At 70.7% G+C, this 15,750-nt stretch carries 11 protein-coding genes; 9 read left to right on the forward strand and 2 right to left on the reverse strand.

Features of this window, described 5'->3' with window-relative positions; genetic code table 11:
* Window positions 1–115: 115 nt before the first annotated feature.
* The 6 genes from NYZ98_RS10715 to NYZ98_RS10740 all read left to right on the forward strand — a co-directional run bounded on the left by NYZ98_RS10715 (window position 116) and on the right by NYZ98_RS10740 (window position 9,356).
* Window positions 116–1,525: an NAD(P)/FAD-dependent oxidoreductase gene (locus tag NYZ98_RS10715; protein ID WP_262842444.1), complete on the forward strand. Its 1,410-nt coding sequence runs from the start codon at window positions 116–118 to the stop codon at window positions 1,523–1,525.
* A gap of 38 nt (window positions 1,526–1,563) precedes the next feature.
* Window positions 1,564–4,857, forward strand: a complete 3,294-nt coding sequence (locus NYZ98_RS10720) for a non-ribosomal peptide synthetase (RefSeq protein WP_262842445.1) — start codon at window positions 1,564–1,566, stop codon at window positions 4,855–4,857.
* Between the two features lie 5 nt (window positions 4,858–4,862).
* Complete coding sequence (gene cmdF / locus NYZ98_RS10725; RefSeq protein WP_262842446.1) at window positions 4,863–6,467, forward strand: tyrosine 2,3-aminomutase; 1,605 nt, start codon at window positions 4,863–4,865, stop codon at window positions 6,465–6,467.
* A 207-nt stretch (window positions 6,468–6,674) separates the two neighbouring features.
* Window positions 6,675–8,048, forward strand: coding sequence for a condensation domain-containing protein (locus NYZ98_RS10730; RefSeq protein ID WP_262842447.1), 1,374 nt, complete (start codon window positions 6,675–6,677; stop codon window positions 8,046–8,048).
* A gap of 62 nt (window positions 8,049–8,110) precedes the next feature.
* Complete coding sequence (locus tag NYZ98_RS10735) at window positions 8,111–8,386, forward strand: phosphopantetheine-binding protein (protein ID WP_262842448.1); 276 nt, start codon at window positions 8,111–8,113, stop codon at window positions 8,384–8,386.
* A gap of 91 nt (window positions 8,387–8,477) precedes the next feature.
* Window positions 8,478–9,356: a phytanoyl-CoA dioxygenase family protein gene (locus NYZ98_RS10740; protein ID WP_262842449.1), complete on the forward strand. Its 879-nt coding sequence runs from the start codon at window positions 8,478–8,480 to the stop codon at window positions 9,354–9,356.
* Window positions 9,357–9,650: 294 nt separating this feature from the next.
* On the opposite strand, the gene NYZ98_RS10745 is transcribed toward NYZ98_RS10740, so the two are convergent.
* A complete protein-coding gene (locus NYZ98_RS10745) occupies window positions 9,651–11,261 on the reverse strand; it encodes a 4-hydroxyphenylacetate 3-hydroxylase family protein (RefSeq protein WP_262842450.1) in 1,611 nt (536 codons plus the stop codon).
* A 411-nt stretch (window positions 11,262–11,672) separates the two neighbouring features.
* On the opposite strand from NYZ98_RS10745, the gene NYZ98_RS10750 reads away from it, so the two are divergent.
* The 3 genes from NYZ98_RS10750 to NYZ98_RS10760 all read left to right on the forward strand — a co-directional run bounded on the left by NYZ98_RS10750 (window position 11,673) and on the right by NYZ98_RS10760 (window position 15,051).
* A complete protein-coding gene (locus tag NYZ98_RS10750; protein ID WP_262842451.1) occupies window positions 11,673–12,857 on the forward strand; it encodes an acyl-CoA dehydrogenase family protein in 1,185 nt (394 codons plus the stop codon).
* A gap of 63 nt (window positions 12,858–12,920) precedes the next feature.
* On the forward strand, window positions 12,921–13,355 hold the full coding sequence (locus NYZ98_RS10755; RefSeq protein WP_262842452.1) for an SgcJ/EcaC family oxidoreductase: 435 nt from the start codon (window positions 12,921–12,923) through the stop codon (window positions 13,353–13,355).
* Window positions 13,356–14,019: 664 nt separating this feature from the next.
* Window positions 14,020–15,051 (forward strand): YcaO-like family protein, encoded by a 1,032-nt coding sequence (locus tag NYZ98_RS10760; RefSeq protein WP_262842453.1) that lies wholly within the window; start codon window positions 14,020–14,022, stop codon window positions 15,049–15,051.
* Here the strand turns inward: NYZ98_RS10760 and NYZ98_RS10765 are convergent.
* Window positions 15,048–15,536, reverse strand: coding sequence for a MarR family winged helix-turn-helix transcriptional regulator (locus NYZ98_RS10765; protein ID WP_262842454.1), 489 nt, complete (start codon window positions 15,534–15,536; stop codon window positions 15,048–15,050). The genes NYZ98_RS10760 and NYZ98_RS10765 overlap by 4 nt on opposite strands.
* Window positions 15,537–15,750: the final 214 nt, after the last annotated feature.

Below are 15,750 nucleotides of genomic sequence, written 5' to 3' on the forward strand. Positions count from 1 at the left end.
CCGGCCACGGCCGGTGTGAAATCCCGGGCTGTGCCGGTGGTCGCCAGGCGAACGGTCCATCACCGATTACCGACAGCCCCATAGACGATGCCTGAAGAAACGGAATTTCGAGGAGATGACCACGATGGGCAACGACGCCAATACCCGTGCGGTGGTGCTCGGCGGGAGCCTGGCCGGGCTGTTCGCGGCCAGGGTGCTTTCCGACGCCTACGACGAAGTCGTCATCGTCGACCGTGACGAGCTGATCGGGGTGGATGGGCCGCGCCGCGGCTGCCCGCAGGGACGTCACATCAACGGACTGATGACCCGAGGCCAGATGGCCATCGAGCAGATGTACCCGGGGATCACCACGGAGATCTTCGACGACGGCGTCCCGCAGGGAGACCTGGCCGGGACCGTGCGCTGGTACGCCCGGGGCAAGCACCTCAGGCAGGAGCCCGCCGGCATGATCTGCGTCGCGGCCAGCCGCCCGATGCTGGAGCGCCACGTCTGCGAGCGGACCGCGGCCCTTGGCAACGTGACCTTCCTTGAGAGGCACGACATCCTCGGCCTCGCCGCGACACCGGACCGCGGCAAGATCGTCGGCGTCCGCGTGCAGAACCTGAACGGCGACAAGGGCGAGGAGATCGTCGACGCCGACCTGGTCGTGGACGCCACCGGCCGAGGGTCGCGCACCCCGATCTGGCTGGAGGACCTCGGCTACGCCCGCGTCGTCGAGGACCGCAAGAAGATCGGCCTCGGGTACGGCACCCAGCACTACCGGCTGAACACCGACCCCTACGACGGCGACCTGTCCATCAACTCCATCGCCCACCCCAAGCTGCCGCGCGGCTGCATCTTCACCAAGACCGACGGCGGCCGGGTCGAGCTCACCGTCTACGGCATCCTCGGCGACCACCCGCCGACCGACCAGGCGGGCTACTTCGACTTCGTCAAGTCGCTGGGCATCCCGGAGATCTACGACGCCGTCATCGCGGCCGAGCCGCTCGACGAGCCGGTGGCGTTCCGCTTCCCGACGACCCTGCGGCGCCGGTACGAGGACATGGACCGCTTCCCCGACGGCCTGCTGGTGGTCGGCGACGCCGTCACGTGCTTCAACCCGGTGTACGCCGGCGGCATGACGGTCGCGGCGCTCTCGGCCACGACCATCCGCAACCACCTGCACAGCGGGGCCGCGCCGCAGCCGCTGCAGTACTTCCGCGACCTCGCGCGCGACGTCATCGACCCGCCGTGGGAGGTCACCCACGCCATCGACCTCGGGTTCCCCGGCGTCGAGGGCACCCGCACCTTCGCGATCAAGATGCAGCAGGCCTTCACCCGCCTGGTGTACCGCGCGGGCACCCGCGACAGCCGGGTCACCGCCGGCTACTTCCGGGTCGCGGGCCAGGTGGACCACCCCAAGACGCTGATGCGTCCCAGGTTCCTCCTCCGGGTGCTGCTCGCGGCGGCCGGCCTGAGCAAGGTCAGGGAGGCGAAGGGGCACTGGACCTGGACCGGCGAGAAGCCGAAGGTCCCGACCGCCTGAACGCCGTCTCTCGTCGCCGGAGCTCGAAGGGAACATGAGTGACCGAGGCATCTCGTACCCGTGGGTCCCTCGCCCGGCGAGCCGTGACCTCCCACGCGCAGGACAGGGCGTGGTTCCTGGACAGGCTCGTCCCCGGGTCTCCGGCGCACAGCCTGTCCAGGACGTACCGGGCGACCGGTGAGCTCGACCTGGCCGCGCTCGGCGCGGCCTGGCGCGAGGTGACCGCCCGGCACGAGATCCTCAGGACCACCCTCGCCGACGACGGCGGCCGGCCGGTCCAGCGGATCGCCGCCGACGTCCGTGCCGTCCCGTCGTACATCGACCTGTGCGCGCTCGCCTCGGCGGGCGCCGAACCCCCGGGAGCCCCCGGGCAGGCCTACGCCGAGCAGGCGGCCGGGCGGCGGCACACCGAGGAGGCCGCCGAACGGTGGTGCGCCGAGCAGACCGCGCTGCCGTTCCACCTGGACGAGGGCCCCCTCGCCCGGCTGGCCGTCGCGCGGCTGTGCGACGCCAAGTACGTCATCGCCGTCACCCTGCACCGGGCGGTCGCCGACGACCGGTCGATGGCGATCCTGGCGGAGGAGATCTCCGCCTGCTACGCGGCGGCCGTGGCGGGCCGCCCGGTGGGGGAGGCGCTGCCCGGCCTGCCCTTCCAGTACGCCGACCACGCCCGCAGGGAGCGGGAGCGGGAGAGCACGCCGGAGTTCGGCCGCCTGCTCGACCGGTGGACCTCGGCGCTGACGCCGGCCCCGGCCTCGCCCGCGCTGCCGGCCGACCGGGCCCGACCCGCCGGCCCGTCCCCCCACGGCGGCCTGCTGCGGTTCGACTGGGGCGAGGAGCTCGGCGCCGACCTGGCCGCGCTGTCGCGTGCCGAGGGCAGGACGCCCATGGTCATCCTGCTCGCGGCGTTCCAGTGCCTGCTCGGCAGGTACGGGCGCGAGGAGCGGTTCGCGGTGGGCGTCCCGGTCACGGTGCGCCCCAGCTCGGAGGCCGACGCCCTCATCGGGCCGTTCGGCGACCACCTGGTGCTCGGCGCCGACCTGTCGGGACGTCCCGCCTTCCGCGAGGTGCTCGCCCGGGTGGCCCACGTCACCGAGGAGGCGTTCGCCGCCCGCGAGCTCCCCTTCGACACGGTGGTGCGCACGCTCAACGTCGACCGGGACCCCTACCGGACCCCCATGGGCGACGTCATGTTCGTCTACCGGGACGCGCCGGAGCCCGAGCTGAGGCTGGCCGGCGCCGCGGTCCGCCGCCTGCCGGACGGCGGCGGCTCGGCCGCCACGGACCTCACCCTGACCGTCGACCGGGTCGAGCCTTCGGTGACCGGCTCCCTGGAATACCGCGACAGCCTGTTCGACAAGACCTCCGCGCGGCTCATCCTCGGCCAGCTCCGCACGCTGCTGGCCGCCGCGCTGCGCGACCCCGGCGCCACCGCGGGCGACCTGCCGCTGGAGAGCCCCGAGCGCGTCCGCGTCGCCGTCCGCGACGCCGACCTGATCGCCGCGGGCCCGGCGGAGCGTCCGGTCCACGAGCTGGTCCACCTGCGCGCCCGCGCCGTCCCCGACGCCGTCGCGGTGACCTGGGAGGGCGCCGACCTCACCTACCGCGAGCTGGAGGAACGCGCGGCCCCGGTCACCGCCGCGCTGCGCGCCCTCGGCGTCACCGGCGGGGAGCCGGTGGCCGTGCGGATGGCGCAGGGACCGAGACAGGTCGCCACGCTGCTCGGCGTGCTCGACTCCGGCGCGCACCTGGTCTGCCTCGGCACCGGCGACGCCGGTGAGCGGGGCAAGGCGGTGCTCGGCGACAGCGCGCCGCCGGTGCTGGTGGTGGACGACGGGGCCGATGACGAGCTGGCCCGGTGGTACCGCGAGGAGCTGGGCGGCCAGGTCCTCGACATCGCGCTCCCCGGCGTCGCCGTCCCCGGCGGGGCCCTTCCCGGCCCGGCGGCCGGCGGCGAGGACGGGCGGGCGTACATCGCCTACACCTCCGGCTCGACCGGCAGGCCCAAGGGCATCGCGCAGACCCACGGCAGCTTCGCCCAGTTCGTCACCTGGTTCGCCCGGGAGTTCGACGTCGTCCCCGGTACGCGGATGGCGCAGTGGGCGGCACCGGGCTACGACGCGAGCCTGGTCGAGATCTTCGTGGCCCTGGCCGCCGGCGCCACGCTGTGCCCGGTGCCCGAGCGGACCCGGGCCAACCCCGAGAAGCTGGTCGCCTGGCTCGCCCAGGAGCGGATCACCCTGTTCCAGACCGTCCCCAGCTTCGCCAGGCAGATCCTCGGCGTGGTGGCGGCCGACCCGGAGGGCGCGCCCGCCCTGGGCCACCTGCTGCTGGCGGGGGAGCCGCTGACCGGAGAGCTGGCCAACGGCCTGCGCGCGGCCCTGCCCACGGCGCGGCTGGTCAACCTGTACGGCCCCACCGAGTCCATCCTCGCGACCTGGCACGAGGTCACCGGCCCGGTGTACGGCGTGGTGCCGATCGGCCGGCCGATCCCGGGCCGCCAGGTCCTGCTGCTGGACGAGCACGACCGGCCGTGCGCGCCGGGAGTGGCCGGGCAGATCGTCATCCGGGGGCCGCACGTCACGCCCGGGTACGTCGGCGCCGCCTCGGGGGACCGCGCGCCCTTCCAGCCGCTCCCCGGGTTCGACGACGGCCACCGCTCCTACCGGACCGGCGACCTCGGCCGCAGGCGGTGGGACGGCGCGCTGGAGTTCGGCGGCCGCAAGGACTTCCAGGTGAAGTTCAACGGCGCCCGCATGGAGCTGACCGACATCGAGGCGGCGCTCGCCGCGCACGAGTCGGTGGCCGAGTGCGCGGTCGTCGCGGTCCCGGGACCCGACGGGCTGGTCAAACGCCTGGTGGGCTACGTGGTCTCGCGCACGGCCCCCGACGGGACGCCGGCCGGCACCGCGGACGCCTGGCGGGCGGCCCTGCGCCGCCGCTTCGGTAAGGCGATGCCGCCGGTGTCGTTCAAGACCCTGGACCGGCTCCCGCGCAACATCGGCGGCAAGGTGGACCGGGGCGCGCTGCCGCATCCGGCCCCCGCCCGCGCGCCCTCGGCCCGGATGCCCGACACCGAGGCGGCGCGCGAGGTGGTCGCCATCTGGTCGGAACTGCTGGGCACCGAGGAGCCCGGCGCGGACGCGACCTTCTTCTCGACCGGCGGGCACTCCCTGCTGATCCCCGTACTTCTTGACCGGATTCGCGGGCGTCTAGGCACAACGGTGTCACTCGCCCAGTTCTTCGCAGATCCGACGCCGGGCGGCCTGGCCGCCCTCGTCCAGTCGCGATCCGTACCGACAGAAGCTGTTACCCAAACCATGATGGGGTGAGAAACGTGACTCTGGTCGAAACCGAACTGTCAGTTGATTTCGACGGTGAGAGCCTGGAGATCGCCGACGTGCGGCGGGTCGCCGAGGACTGGGCGACGTGCAGTGTGGCCCCGGCGGCGCTGGCCCGGGCCGCCACCAGCCGGCGGATGTTCGAGGACACCGTCCGCCAGAACATCCCGGTCTACGGCGTGACCACGGGTTACGGCGAGATGATCTACATGCTCGTCGACACCTCCAAGGAGGTCGAGCTCCAGACCAACCTGGTGCGCAGCCACAGCGCCGGCGTCGGCCCGCTCTTCGCCGAGGACGAGGCCAGGGCCATCCTGGCCGCCCGTCTGAACGCGCTGGCCAGGGGCTACTCCGCCGTCCGTCCCGAGCTGCTGGAACGGCTGGCGCTGTACCTCAACCTGGGGATCACGCCGGCCATCCCGGAGATCGGCTCGCTCGGCGCCAGCGGCGACCTCGCGACGCTCGCGCACATCGCCACCACGCTCATCGGCGAGGGGTACGTGCTGCGCGAGGGCAAGCGGGTCGAGACGGCCACGGTCCTGCGGGAGCACGGCATCGAGCCGCTGCAGCTCCGGTTCAAGGAGGGGCTGTCGCTGATCAACGGCACCTCGGGGATGACCGGCCTCGGCTCCCTGGTCGTGGGCCGCGCCCTCAGCCAGGTGCGCCAGGCGGAGATCGTCACGGCGCTGGTCGTGGAGACCCTCCGCGGCTCGACCAGCCCGTTCCTCGCCGAGGGCCACGACATCGCCCGCCCGCACCGTGGGCAGATCGACAACGCCGCCAACATGCGGGCGCTGATCAAGGGGAGCGCGCTCACCCTGGAGCACGCCGAGCTGCGCCGCCAGGCGCAGGAGGCCAAGTCGGGCGACGGCGTGCACCGCACCGAGGTCTACATCCAGAAGGCGTACACGCTGCGGGCCATCCCGCAGGTCGTCGGCGCCGTCCGCGACACCCTGTACCACGCCGTGGAGAAGCTGGAGATCGAGCTCAACTCCTCCAACGACAACCCCTTGTTCTTCGAGGGCAAGGAGATCTTCCACGGCGCCAACTTCCACGGGCAGCCGATCGCGTTCGCGATGGACTACGTCACCATCGCGCTCACCCAGCTCGGCGTGTTCTCCGAGCGCCGGACCAACCGCCTGCTCAACCGGCACCTCAGCGACGGCCTTCCCGAGTTCCTGGTGGCCGGCGACCCCGGCCTGAACAGCGGGTTCGCCGGCGCGCAGTACCCGGCGACGGCGCTGGTCGCCGAGAACCGGACCATCGGCCCGGCCAGCACCCAGAGCGTCCCGTCCAACGGCGACAACCAGGACGTGGTCAGCATGGGCCTGATCGCCGCCCGCAACGCCCGCAGGGTGCTGTCCAACAACAACCGCATCCTCGCGGTGGAGTTCCTCGCCGCCGCGCAGGCCGTCGACGTGTCGGGGCGGTACGAGCAGCTCAGCCCGGTGGGCAAGGCCACCTACGACCTGATCCGGTCGCTGGTGCCGACGCTGGACCGCGACCGCTACATGTCCGACGACATCGAGCTGGTGGCCGCCGCCGTCTCCCGTGGCACCTTCCTGGAGGCCGCCGCGAGCAACGACGTCGTTCTGCGCTGAACCGCCGGCCGGGCGCCGGGAGACCGGCGCCCGACAGGGCATTCCAGAAGAACTGGAACCCGGCTCGGAATGGTTACATTTAATCAAAATGACTGTGCATTCACCGAGCCGGGCGTCCGGTCAGCCCCTTCTGCTTCGGCAGCCCTCTCGTACCGGTCCACACGATGCCGTCGCCCACGAAAACCCTGAAGGAGGATTTGGGGCATCATGACGATTTCCGAAACACCGAGTGCGCCGACTGCGGCGGATCGGATTCCACTCTCCTTCAACCAGGAATTCCTCCTCAATTTCGACAGGGGTGACGAGGAGGGACCGTTCGGTCCCAAATACAACATCCTGTGCGGCTGGCGGCTCACCGGGCAGATCGACACCGAGACGCTGCAGGACGCGCTTGAGGACGTCGTGGTCCGCCACGAGACGCTCCGCACCCTGATCATCCGGGACGACGGCCCGCCCTATCAGCAGGTGCTCCCCGCCTCCCCGCCCGCGCTGCTGGTCCACGACTTCACCGGCGTCGAGCCGGACGGCCGTGAGCTGCGCGCCGAGGAACTGCTCATCGAGATCGAGTCCGGCGCGTACGGCATCGCCGAACTCCCGCTCGTGAGGGCCGTACTCGGCCGGTTCAGCGACGACGACTCGGTTCTGGTGCTCATCGCCCACCACACCGCCGCCGACGAGTGGTCCATGCGGCTCATCATGCGCGACCTCGTCGGCTGCTACGCCCTCCGCGAGGGGTACACGGTCGAGCTGCCCTCGGCCTCCCCCTACCAGGAGTACGCGCGCTGGCAGCAGGAGGGCGTGACCGGCACGACCGGGGACGACGCCCGGGCGTACTGGCGCGAGAAGCTGAAGGACGCGCGCATCCTCGCCCTGAAGACCGACCACCCCCGGTCGGCCGGCCTGCCGAAGGCGACGTCCTGGCACCGCTTCTGGATCCCGGCCGAGCTGACCTCCGCGGTGCTCAAGGTCTCCAAGGGCATGCGCAGCTCGCCGTTCATGGTGCTGCTCGCCGTCTACGCCACACTGCTGCGCGACATGACCGGCACGACCGACATCGTCATCCCGACGTTCACCTCCGGCCGCTCCCAGCCCCGGTTCCAGGACACGGTCGGATCCTTCTTCAACTTCGTCCCCCTGCGGATCGACGTCGAAGGGTGCGACACCTTCCGCCAGGTGGTCGAGCGGACCCGGGCCACCTGCATCGAGGCCTACTCCCGCGACATCCCCTTCGCCCAGCTCCTCGGCGAGGCCCCCGAGCTGATGATCCCCTCGATCGGGGACGAGGCCGCGGTGTGCGCCTTCCAGGTGTTCCGGTCCCCCCTCGCGACCGAGGCGGAGTCGGCCGGCGGGCTCGCGTACTCCGAGATCCGCAGGCGGCTCCTGTCGCAGCCCGCGGGCGGGGACATCCCCGACGGCGCGATGTGGCACCTGGAGATCGACTCCACCGGTGACATCGTCGGCACGCTGGGGTTCAACAGCAACCTGTTCGACGAGGCCACGATCGTCCACATGGCCTCGGAGTTCCACCGGGTGCTGGCCGCCACGGTCACCGCCCCCGACGCCCCGGTGCAGTGGTCCTGACCATCAGTGAACAGTCAGCCGAACGATCGAGAAGGCTTGCCCCGCAAGCGAAAGGACATCCAATGAGTGCAGACCAGAGCGGGCAGCTCGATCGCGCGGCGATCGAGGAGACGGTCGAGAAGATCTGGAGGGACGTGCTCCAGGTACCGACCGGCCACGAGAACGAGACGTTCTTCGAGCTGAACGGGGAGTCGATCTCCGCCAACCGGCTCTCCTCGCGCGTCGAGGGCGAGCTGGGCATCTGGATCGAGGTCGGTGACATCTTCGAGGAGGACCCGGACCTGCCCGGTTTCATCCGCACCGTCCTGGCGAAGGCCGAGAACCCGACCAGGGTCTGACGGTCCCGAAGGAGTCACCGGTGACGGCCGCGCGCGAGCCGGGCCGTCGCGCGGCCGTACGAAGACATCGAGTCAGGAAAGGTGGTGCCCGATGGCGGGCCTGATCCGGGTGCAGCCCGATGCCGACCTCGACGAGGTCGTGGAGATCCTGGAACGCGACGGCGGCGTGATCGTCGAGAACTTCACCGACGCCGCCACGCTGGCGGCGCTGATGGACGACTTCACGCCGGCCCTCGACGCCTGCGCCTACGGCGAGGACTGGTACAACGGCAAGCGGACCCGGCGCGTGTCGTCGTTGTTCGCCCGTACGACCCATCTGACGCCGGTGGTGACGCAGCGCCTCTACCTGGGGGCGGCACGCGCGATCATGCAGAAGCCGGTGCCGATGTGGATCGGGAAGTCCCGGGTGGAGATGACCCCCACCATCCAGATCAGCGGCACCCAGCTCATCCAGATCCACAACGGCCAGGGCAAGCAGCCCCTGCACCGGGACGACGCGCTGCACCTGCGCCGCCACCCCGGGCCGACCAGCCGGGTCCAGCTCATGGTCGCCATGAGCGACTTCACCGCCGAGAACGGCGGCACCCTGGTGATCCCCGGCAGCCACTTCTGGGACGACGAGCGCGCCCCCGAGGCCGCCGAGGCGTACCCCACGGTGATGCCGGCCGGGTCGGGCCTGATCTGGCTCGGAGGCGTGTACCACGGCGGCGGGCGCAACACGACCGACGCCCCGCGCACCGGCATGACGCTCGCGCTGGACCTGGGCAACCTCCGCCAGGAGGAGAACCAGTACCTCGCGGTGCCGAAGGAGTCCGTGCTGGCCTACCCGGAGGAGGTGCGGCGGCTGCTGGGCTACGACCGCTGCCCGCCCGGCCTCGGCTGGTACGAGATGGAGGACCCCTACGTCGTGCTGGAGGACGGCGACACCGTCCAGGTGCCCGGCGTGGCGACCCCCGTGGCCGCGGGCTAGCGGTCCCGGGCCGGCGGCCGGGCGCCATCCCCCGGAGCGTTCGCTCCGGCGCCCGGCCCACCGGATGCCCACCTGATCGGCGGAGGTCCCCGACCTCCGCCGATTCCGCTTTTCCGCCCCTCGCTGCACGACCGGAGGGGGAGTCCTTATCGGCCCGGCCGGTTCTCGGCCCGCTCAGGCGTCCTCGGCCCGCTCAGGCGTCCTGAGCCTCCCCCCGCGCCTTCCCCGCCGGCGGTGGAAAGCGAAGAGACCACCGACGGGGCATCGGTGGTCTCTCGGTGGTTCAGGCCCGGGTCACATGTTGAGCGGGCTCCCGTTCCCGATCTGCCGCAGGTGGTCGAACGAGGACAGGTCCGGGACCGTCCAGCCGTCCAGGTCGTACTCCGCCAGGCACTCGTCGACGAAGGCCTTGTACCCGTCGACCTGGCCGTTGGTGAGCTGCGCCGCCAGCAGCTCGACGCGGGTGTTCTCGTGGTTGCCGGCGTAGTTGCGCTCGTAGAGCTCGTGGCGCCCGCCGAACTCGGTGCCGACGGCGTCCCACAGGAGCTTCATGAGCTTGACCCGCTCGACGGCGTCCGAGCCGTCGGAGCCCCGGACGTACTTGTCCAGGTAGGGACGGATGTCGGGGTTCTTGAAGTCCTCGGCGCTGGAGTTGAGGTAGATCAGCCCGCTGGCGATGTCCTGCTGGATGATCTCCTTGATCCTCGGGTAGCCGATCTGCATGAACCACCGGTACGCGAGCCCGTAGGCGGGGTTCGGCAGCAGCGCGCCGTCCTTCCACTCCACCGGGTTGCGCGCGGCGGCGTCGGAGAACGCCCAGAACAGGTTGCGCCAGGCCAGGACCTCACCGATGCGGGTCTGCACCCCGCGGAAGTCCTTGGTGCCCGTCATCTCCGTGGCCTTGATCAGCAGGCCGGCGATGAACTCCAGCTTCACCGCCAGGCGGGTGCAGCCGTGGAAGGTGAACCGCTCGAAGAAGCCGGAGCGCCCGGTGAACAGCAGGGCCTTGCCCAGGTGGCCGTAGACGAAGACGTTCTCCCAGGGGATGAGCACCTTGTCCAGCACCAGGATGGTGTCGTTCTCGTCCAGCCGCGAGGAGAGCGGGTAGTCGAAGGGGCTGCCCATCACCGTGGCGGTGCTGGAGTACGACGGCCGGCAGATCAGCTTCATCCCGGGGGCGGCCATCGGGATCGTGGCCACCAGCGCGAACCGCTTGTCCTTGATGGGCAGGCCGTAGTGCGCGATGAAGTTGTAGTGCGTGAGCGCCGAGCCGGTCGCCACGACCTTGGCGCCGCTGACGATGAGGCCGGAGTCGGTCTCCTTCTCCACGTGCACGAAGACGTCGGCGACCTCGTCCGGCGGGCGGTTGCGGTCGACCGGCGGGTGGACGATGGCGTGGTTCCAGTACAGGACCTTCTCCTGCGACTCCTTGTACCAGCGCCTGGCGTTGTCGGAGAACGGCTCGTAGAAGTCCGCGTTGGCACCGAGGGTGCCGAGGAACGCGGCCTTGTAGTCGGGGCTGCGCCCCATCCAGCCGTAGCTCATGCGCGACCACTCCGCGATCGCCTTCTGGTCGGCGACCAGGTCCTCGACGCTGTGCGGGGTGGTGAAGAAGCGGTGGGTGTACCCGTCGCTGCCGGTGTCGGTCGGCTTGGTGAGGATGTCGCGCTTCGCCGGGTCGTGCAGGGCGTCGTACAGCCGGGCCGTCATCCGGATGGGGTTGTGGAAGGCGGGATGCTTGGTGACGTCCTTGACCCGCTCGCCGTACAAGTAGATCTCACGATCGTCGCGCAGACTGTCGATGTACTCGTCACCGGTCAGCGGACGTGTCTTCGGCCGCGCCTCGGCCGCCCCGTTGGCGGGGGCCTGGTCGGCGGCTTTCGGACTTCTTTCCTCTTGTAGCACCTCAACTCCTCGATGAATCGGTGGCTGTCGAGCATCGCTGTCCAGGGGACGCGCTCGAAGAAAAGTCCGAGATCGCACGCGCGCGCCGGCAGATAAAGGGTCAGGGAATGGCAGGAGCCGGATCGCCGCCGTTGGCGACGCGTCCGCTCGCCGACGGGGGATGGGCGGGCACACCGCAAGCCTGTTGCGGACCTTAATCGTCACATCGGTGATTCCCGCGGGGCATCTCTCACGTTGCGGTGTCGGCACCGCTGACCATGATGCCCGCAATTCAGAAGATGCGCCGCTCCGGCGCCGGTGCGACCGTCGGATGGTGAGCATCGGCGGACGGCCATTCGGCCACGACTGGTATCCGGCCACCGGCGTATCTCGCCGGCTCCGCACATTCTCGTCGGACTTTTTTAGGAGGATATGGTGCTGACGACCGATGTTCCGACGCGGGAACAGCTTGTCCGTCGCGCGTCCGAACTGGTCCCGGTCCTGCGGAAGAACGGGGCCTGGGCGGAGGAGAACCGGCGCATCCACGAGGAGTCGATCGAGGCCCTCGCCGACGCCGGTGTCTTCAAACTGAGGGTTCCGGTCCGCTACGGCGGCTACGAGGCCGACACCCGCACCCTGGTGGACGTCGCCTCCGAGCTGGGCAGGGCGGACGGCTCCACCTCCTGGGTGGCGTCGGTCTACTGGATCCCGACCTGGATGACGTGCCTGTTCCCCGACCAGGTCCAGGACGAGGTGTTCGCCACCCCGGACGTGCGGATCTGCGGGACGCTGAGCCCGACCGCCATGGCCGCCCCCGTCGACGGCGGGATCGTGGTCAACGGCAAGTGGAGCTTCATCAGCGGCGCGCTGCACAGCCACTGGCAGGTCGTCGTCGCGGTCCTGGTGGGCGGCGGGGGCGAGCCCGCGCCGATCATGGCCGTGGTCCCGATCACCGACCTGCAGATCGCCGACGACTGGTACACGGCGGGCCTGAAGGGCACCGGCAGCGTCAGCACGATCGCGCAGGACGTGTTCATCCCGTCCGAGCGCGTCCTGCACCTGGGCGCGGTCCTGCAGGGCCAGTACTCATCGGTGGCCAACGCCGCCAGCCCGATCTACCGGGCGCCCCTGCTCCCGGTCGCCTCGGCCTCCTCGGTCGGCACCGTGGTCGGCCTGGCCAGGGCCGCCAAGGAGACGTTCCTGGAGCGGCTCCCCGAGCGCAAGATCTCCTACACCGCCTACACGAGCCAGGCCGAGGCGCCGCTCACCCACCTCCAGGTGGCCGACGGCGCCATGAAGATCGACGAGGCGGAGTTCCACGCACACCGCCTGTCGTCGCTGGTGGACTCCAAGGGTGTCGACGGCTCGCCGTGGACGCTGGAGGAGCGGGCCCGTGCCCGCGCCGACATGGGCGCGGTGTGCCGCCTCGCCAAGGAGGCCGTGGACATCTTCGCGACGGCCAGCGGCGGGTCCTCCATCTACAGCAACGTGCCGATCCAGCGCATCTCGCGCGACGTGCAGGCCGCCAACCTGCACGCCCTGATGCACCCTGACACCAACGCCGAGCTGTACGGACGGGTCCTGTGCGGCCTCGAGCCCAACACGCTCTACATCTGACCTCCGGGCCCCCGCCCGGTCGCGATCTTCGCAGCAATGCCTCCACGGAGAAGGGTTGAGTCCATGGCCGCATCCACTTCCTCAGCAACCATCGGCGCCGGCGTGACCGAGGCGGACAAGGCCGCCGTGGTCTCGGTCCCCGGCCGCATCGTCGCCGCCTGGGCGCAGCACGACGCCAAGGCCTTCGCCGACGTCTTCACCCCGGACGGGACCATGATCCTTCCCGGCTACTACCGCAAGGGCGCCGACGAGATCGAGGCCTTCATGAGCTTCGGGTTCGAGGGCCCCTACAAGGGCACCCAGGTCACCGGGACGCCCATCGACTTCCGGTTCCTCAGCGACGACGCGGCCGTCGTGGTCACCGTGGGCGGGGTGCTGGCGGCCGGCGAGACCGAGGTCGCCGACGAGCGCGCCGTCCGCGCGACGTGGGTCGTCGCCCGGCACGAGGGCGAGTGGAAGCTCGCCGCCTACCAGAACAGCCCCCGCGGGGACGCCTGATCGACGGCGGGCCGGGTCCCGGCGCCGTGCCGCTCCACCGGCACGGCGCCGGCCCGGTCACCTGAAAGGCCTTTCGCGGGCCCGAGAAGAGTTCCACCGGCCTGGCGGTCGTACCGGTCTCCCTGGAAAAGGGCGGCGGGCGCGCGCCGGGCCGGTCGCTTTTAAGCCGCTTTCACCGCCTATCCGGGATATTCCGCTTTCCCGGGATTTCGGGTCGGTCAGGGGATACCCCTTCCTCGTTCGCTGGGTTACCGTAGTAAAAAGTCGATTACCAAAAGCGATGACGCCTTGCGGGGTGATGGAAAGAGCTGGTGGACACATTTTCGACAGCGGTTGTGGAATCGGTGTCGAACCAGCGAACAATCGATTCGCGGACCACATGCGGCCCCCGTGGAAGATGCCGTCCGGCGCGGACCCGGAATCCTTCTTCCAGGTTGCTGGATGGGTCCTTTCGTGTTGACGCGTCCTTTCCGGGGCGGTTCCATTGGTGGTGTGTCAGCACCTTGCGTGATCCGCGGCACGAATCGGTGTGCTGGGTGCCGGGCAGGCCCGGTTCGCGGCCAGGCCAGTGGCAAGACCCTTCCGGCGGCGGCACGTGGCCGCGGGCCGAGGGCCTTCACCAGGAGACCCTCGGGTAGTCCGGATCCGTCGCGAGGAGTGACTGATGGCGCCCAAACCTGACAGCACCCCGTCAGCGATCTCGGCACCCCGGTCGCCGGTCCACCTGCAGGAGGTCGCCGAGTGCTTCGGCGGGGAGGCGTACCTCGCCTACGCGCAGCGGCCCGAATCCGGAGTGGTCACCGTGGCGGCGGGCTTCACGCCCGACGTCGCCCGCGGCAGGGCGAAGGTGCGGGCCGCGGCCCTCGACGCCCTCTACCAGCTGCCCGACGGGGTCACCGAACGCCGTGCCGGCCGGGAGCTGAGCCTCGCCGACTTCATGCCGGAACCGCCGGCCGACAACCGGGCCCGGGTGGGCGGGGTCGGCCTGCTGAGCCGGGAGCGCTACCTGCTGCCCGCCGAGGTCGTGTGGATGGGCGACCGGGACTGCCGGGTCGAGCCCACCGCGGTCGGGGTGATCGGCGACACCTACGAGGGCGTCTCCGGCGCGATCGCCGACCTGCTGGCCCACGACATGGTCACCCGCTGGTGGGCGAACCCGCGCATGCCCCTGCTGCGGGTGTCCGACCACCTCGACGCGCTGATCTCCCCGGGCGCGGCGGCCGCCGTGCCGGCGCTCGGGCTGCGGGTGTCGGCGTTCGTGCTGCCCGGCCCCGACTTCCAGATCGCCGTCGTCGGGCTGAGCGGCGAGGGGACCACGATCGCGACGGCCGCGGCGCGTTCGGCCAGGGAGGCGGTCCGCGAGGCGTTCCTGCGCGCGGTGGCCGCGCGGTCCGAGCCGTGGAACACGCTGTCGACCGCCGACTCCCTGCGCCGCCTGACCGTGTGGCACCGCGAGGTCGACTACCTGGCGTACCTCGAATGGTCGGCGCTGGACGCCGATCCGTCGGCGTTCGACCGGTCCGAGGCGGCGGACGAGCCGCCGAGCTGGGCCGACATCGCCGCCCGCAGGTTCGGGCACGAGCCGATCCTGGTCGGGCTCGGGGCGTTCGACGACCCGGTGAAGGTGGTGTGCCCGGGGGCCGCGTGCTACCGGACGGTGCCGCCCGGCACGACGCTGCCCTGCCCGGTGCCCTAGGAGGCGCCGGCCGGCGGGCCGGCGGGGGCGCGTTCGTGGACCAGGCGCCGCAGGAAGGCGTTGAACTGCTCGCGCTCGTCCTCGCTGAACGGCGACAGGAAGGTGTCCAGGGCGTTCAGCATCGCCGGTCCGAGCTTGTGCCGCAGCAGCGACTGCCCCTCGGTGGTGAGGCCGATCGCGTATTTGCGCCGGTCGTCGGGGTTTCGCGCCCGCTGGACCAGGCCGAGCCGTTCCAGCCCGTCGACCACGCTGACCATGGTGGTCCTGTCGATGCCGTGGGTGCGGGCGAGCTGCTGCTGTGACTGGGGGCCCATCGCGTCGATGGCGGTGAGAACGATGAAATCCTTCGACCGCAACCCGAAGGGCTCCACCGCCGACTCCAGGATCTCGTTGAACAGGTCGTCGGCCTTGCTCAGCAGAAGGCTGGTGGAGCCGGCCAGGAAGTCCGGCAGGGGACCGTCGGTACTCGGATGATCAGCGCTCACCTACGTGCCTTCCGTCGTCACCTGTCCCGTTACGCGCGGCATGCCGCTATCAAGCACGCCTGTATGGCAAGAGTGTCACACGGGGGATTGGGCAGCGCAACAGCTGATTACAAATCATCAGTTGCACTGATTGACAGGAATGCTGATGATCTGCGACCCTACTTAATGCGTGAACGAGAGGCGAAGGGCTTCGGGCGGAGTTCACGGACGCCCG

Source organism: Sphaerisporangium corydalis (assembly GCF_025506355.1).
Taxonomy (GTDB): Bacteria; Actinomycetota; Actinomycetes; order Streptosporangiales; family Streptosporangiaceae; genus Sphaerisporangium; species Sphaerisporangium corydalis.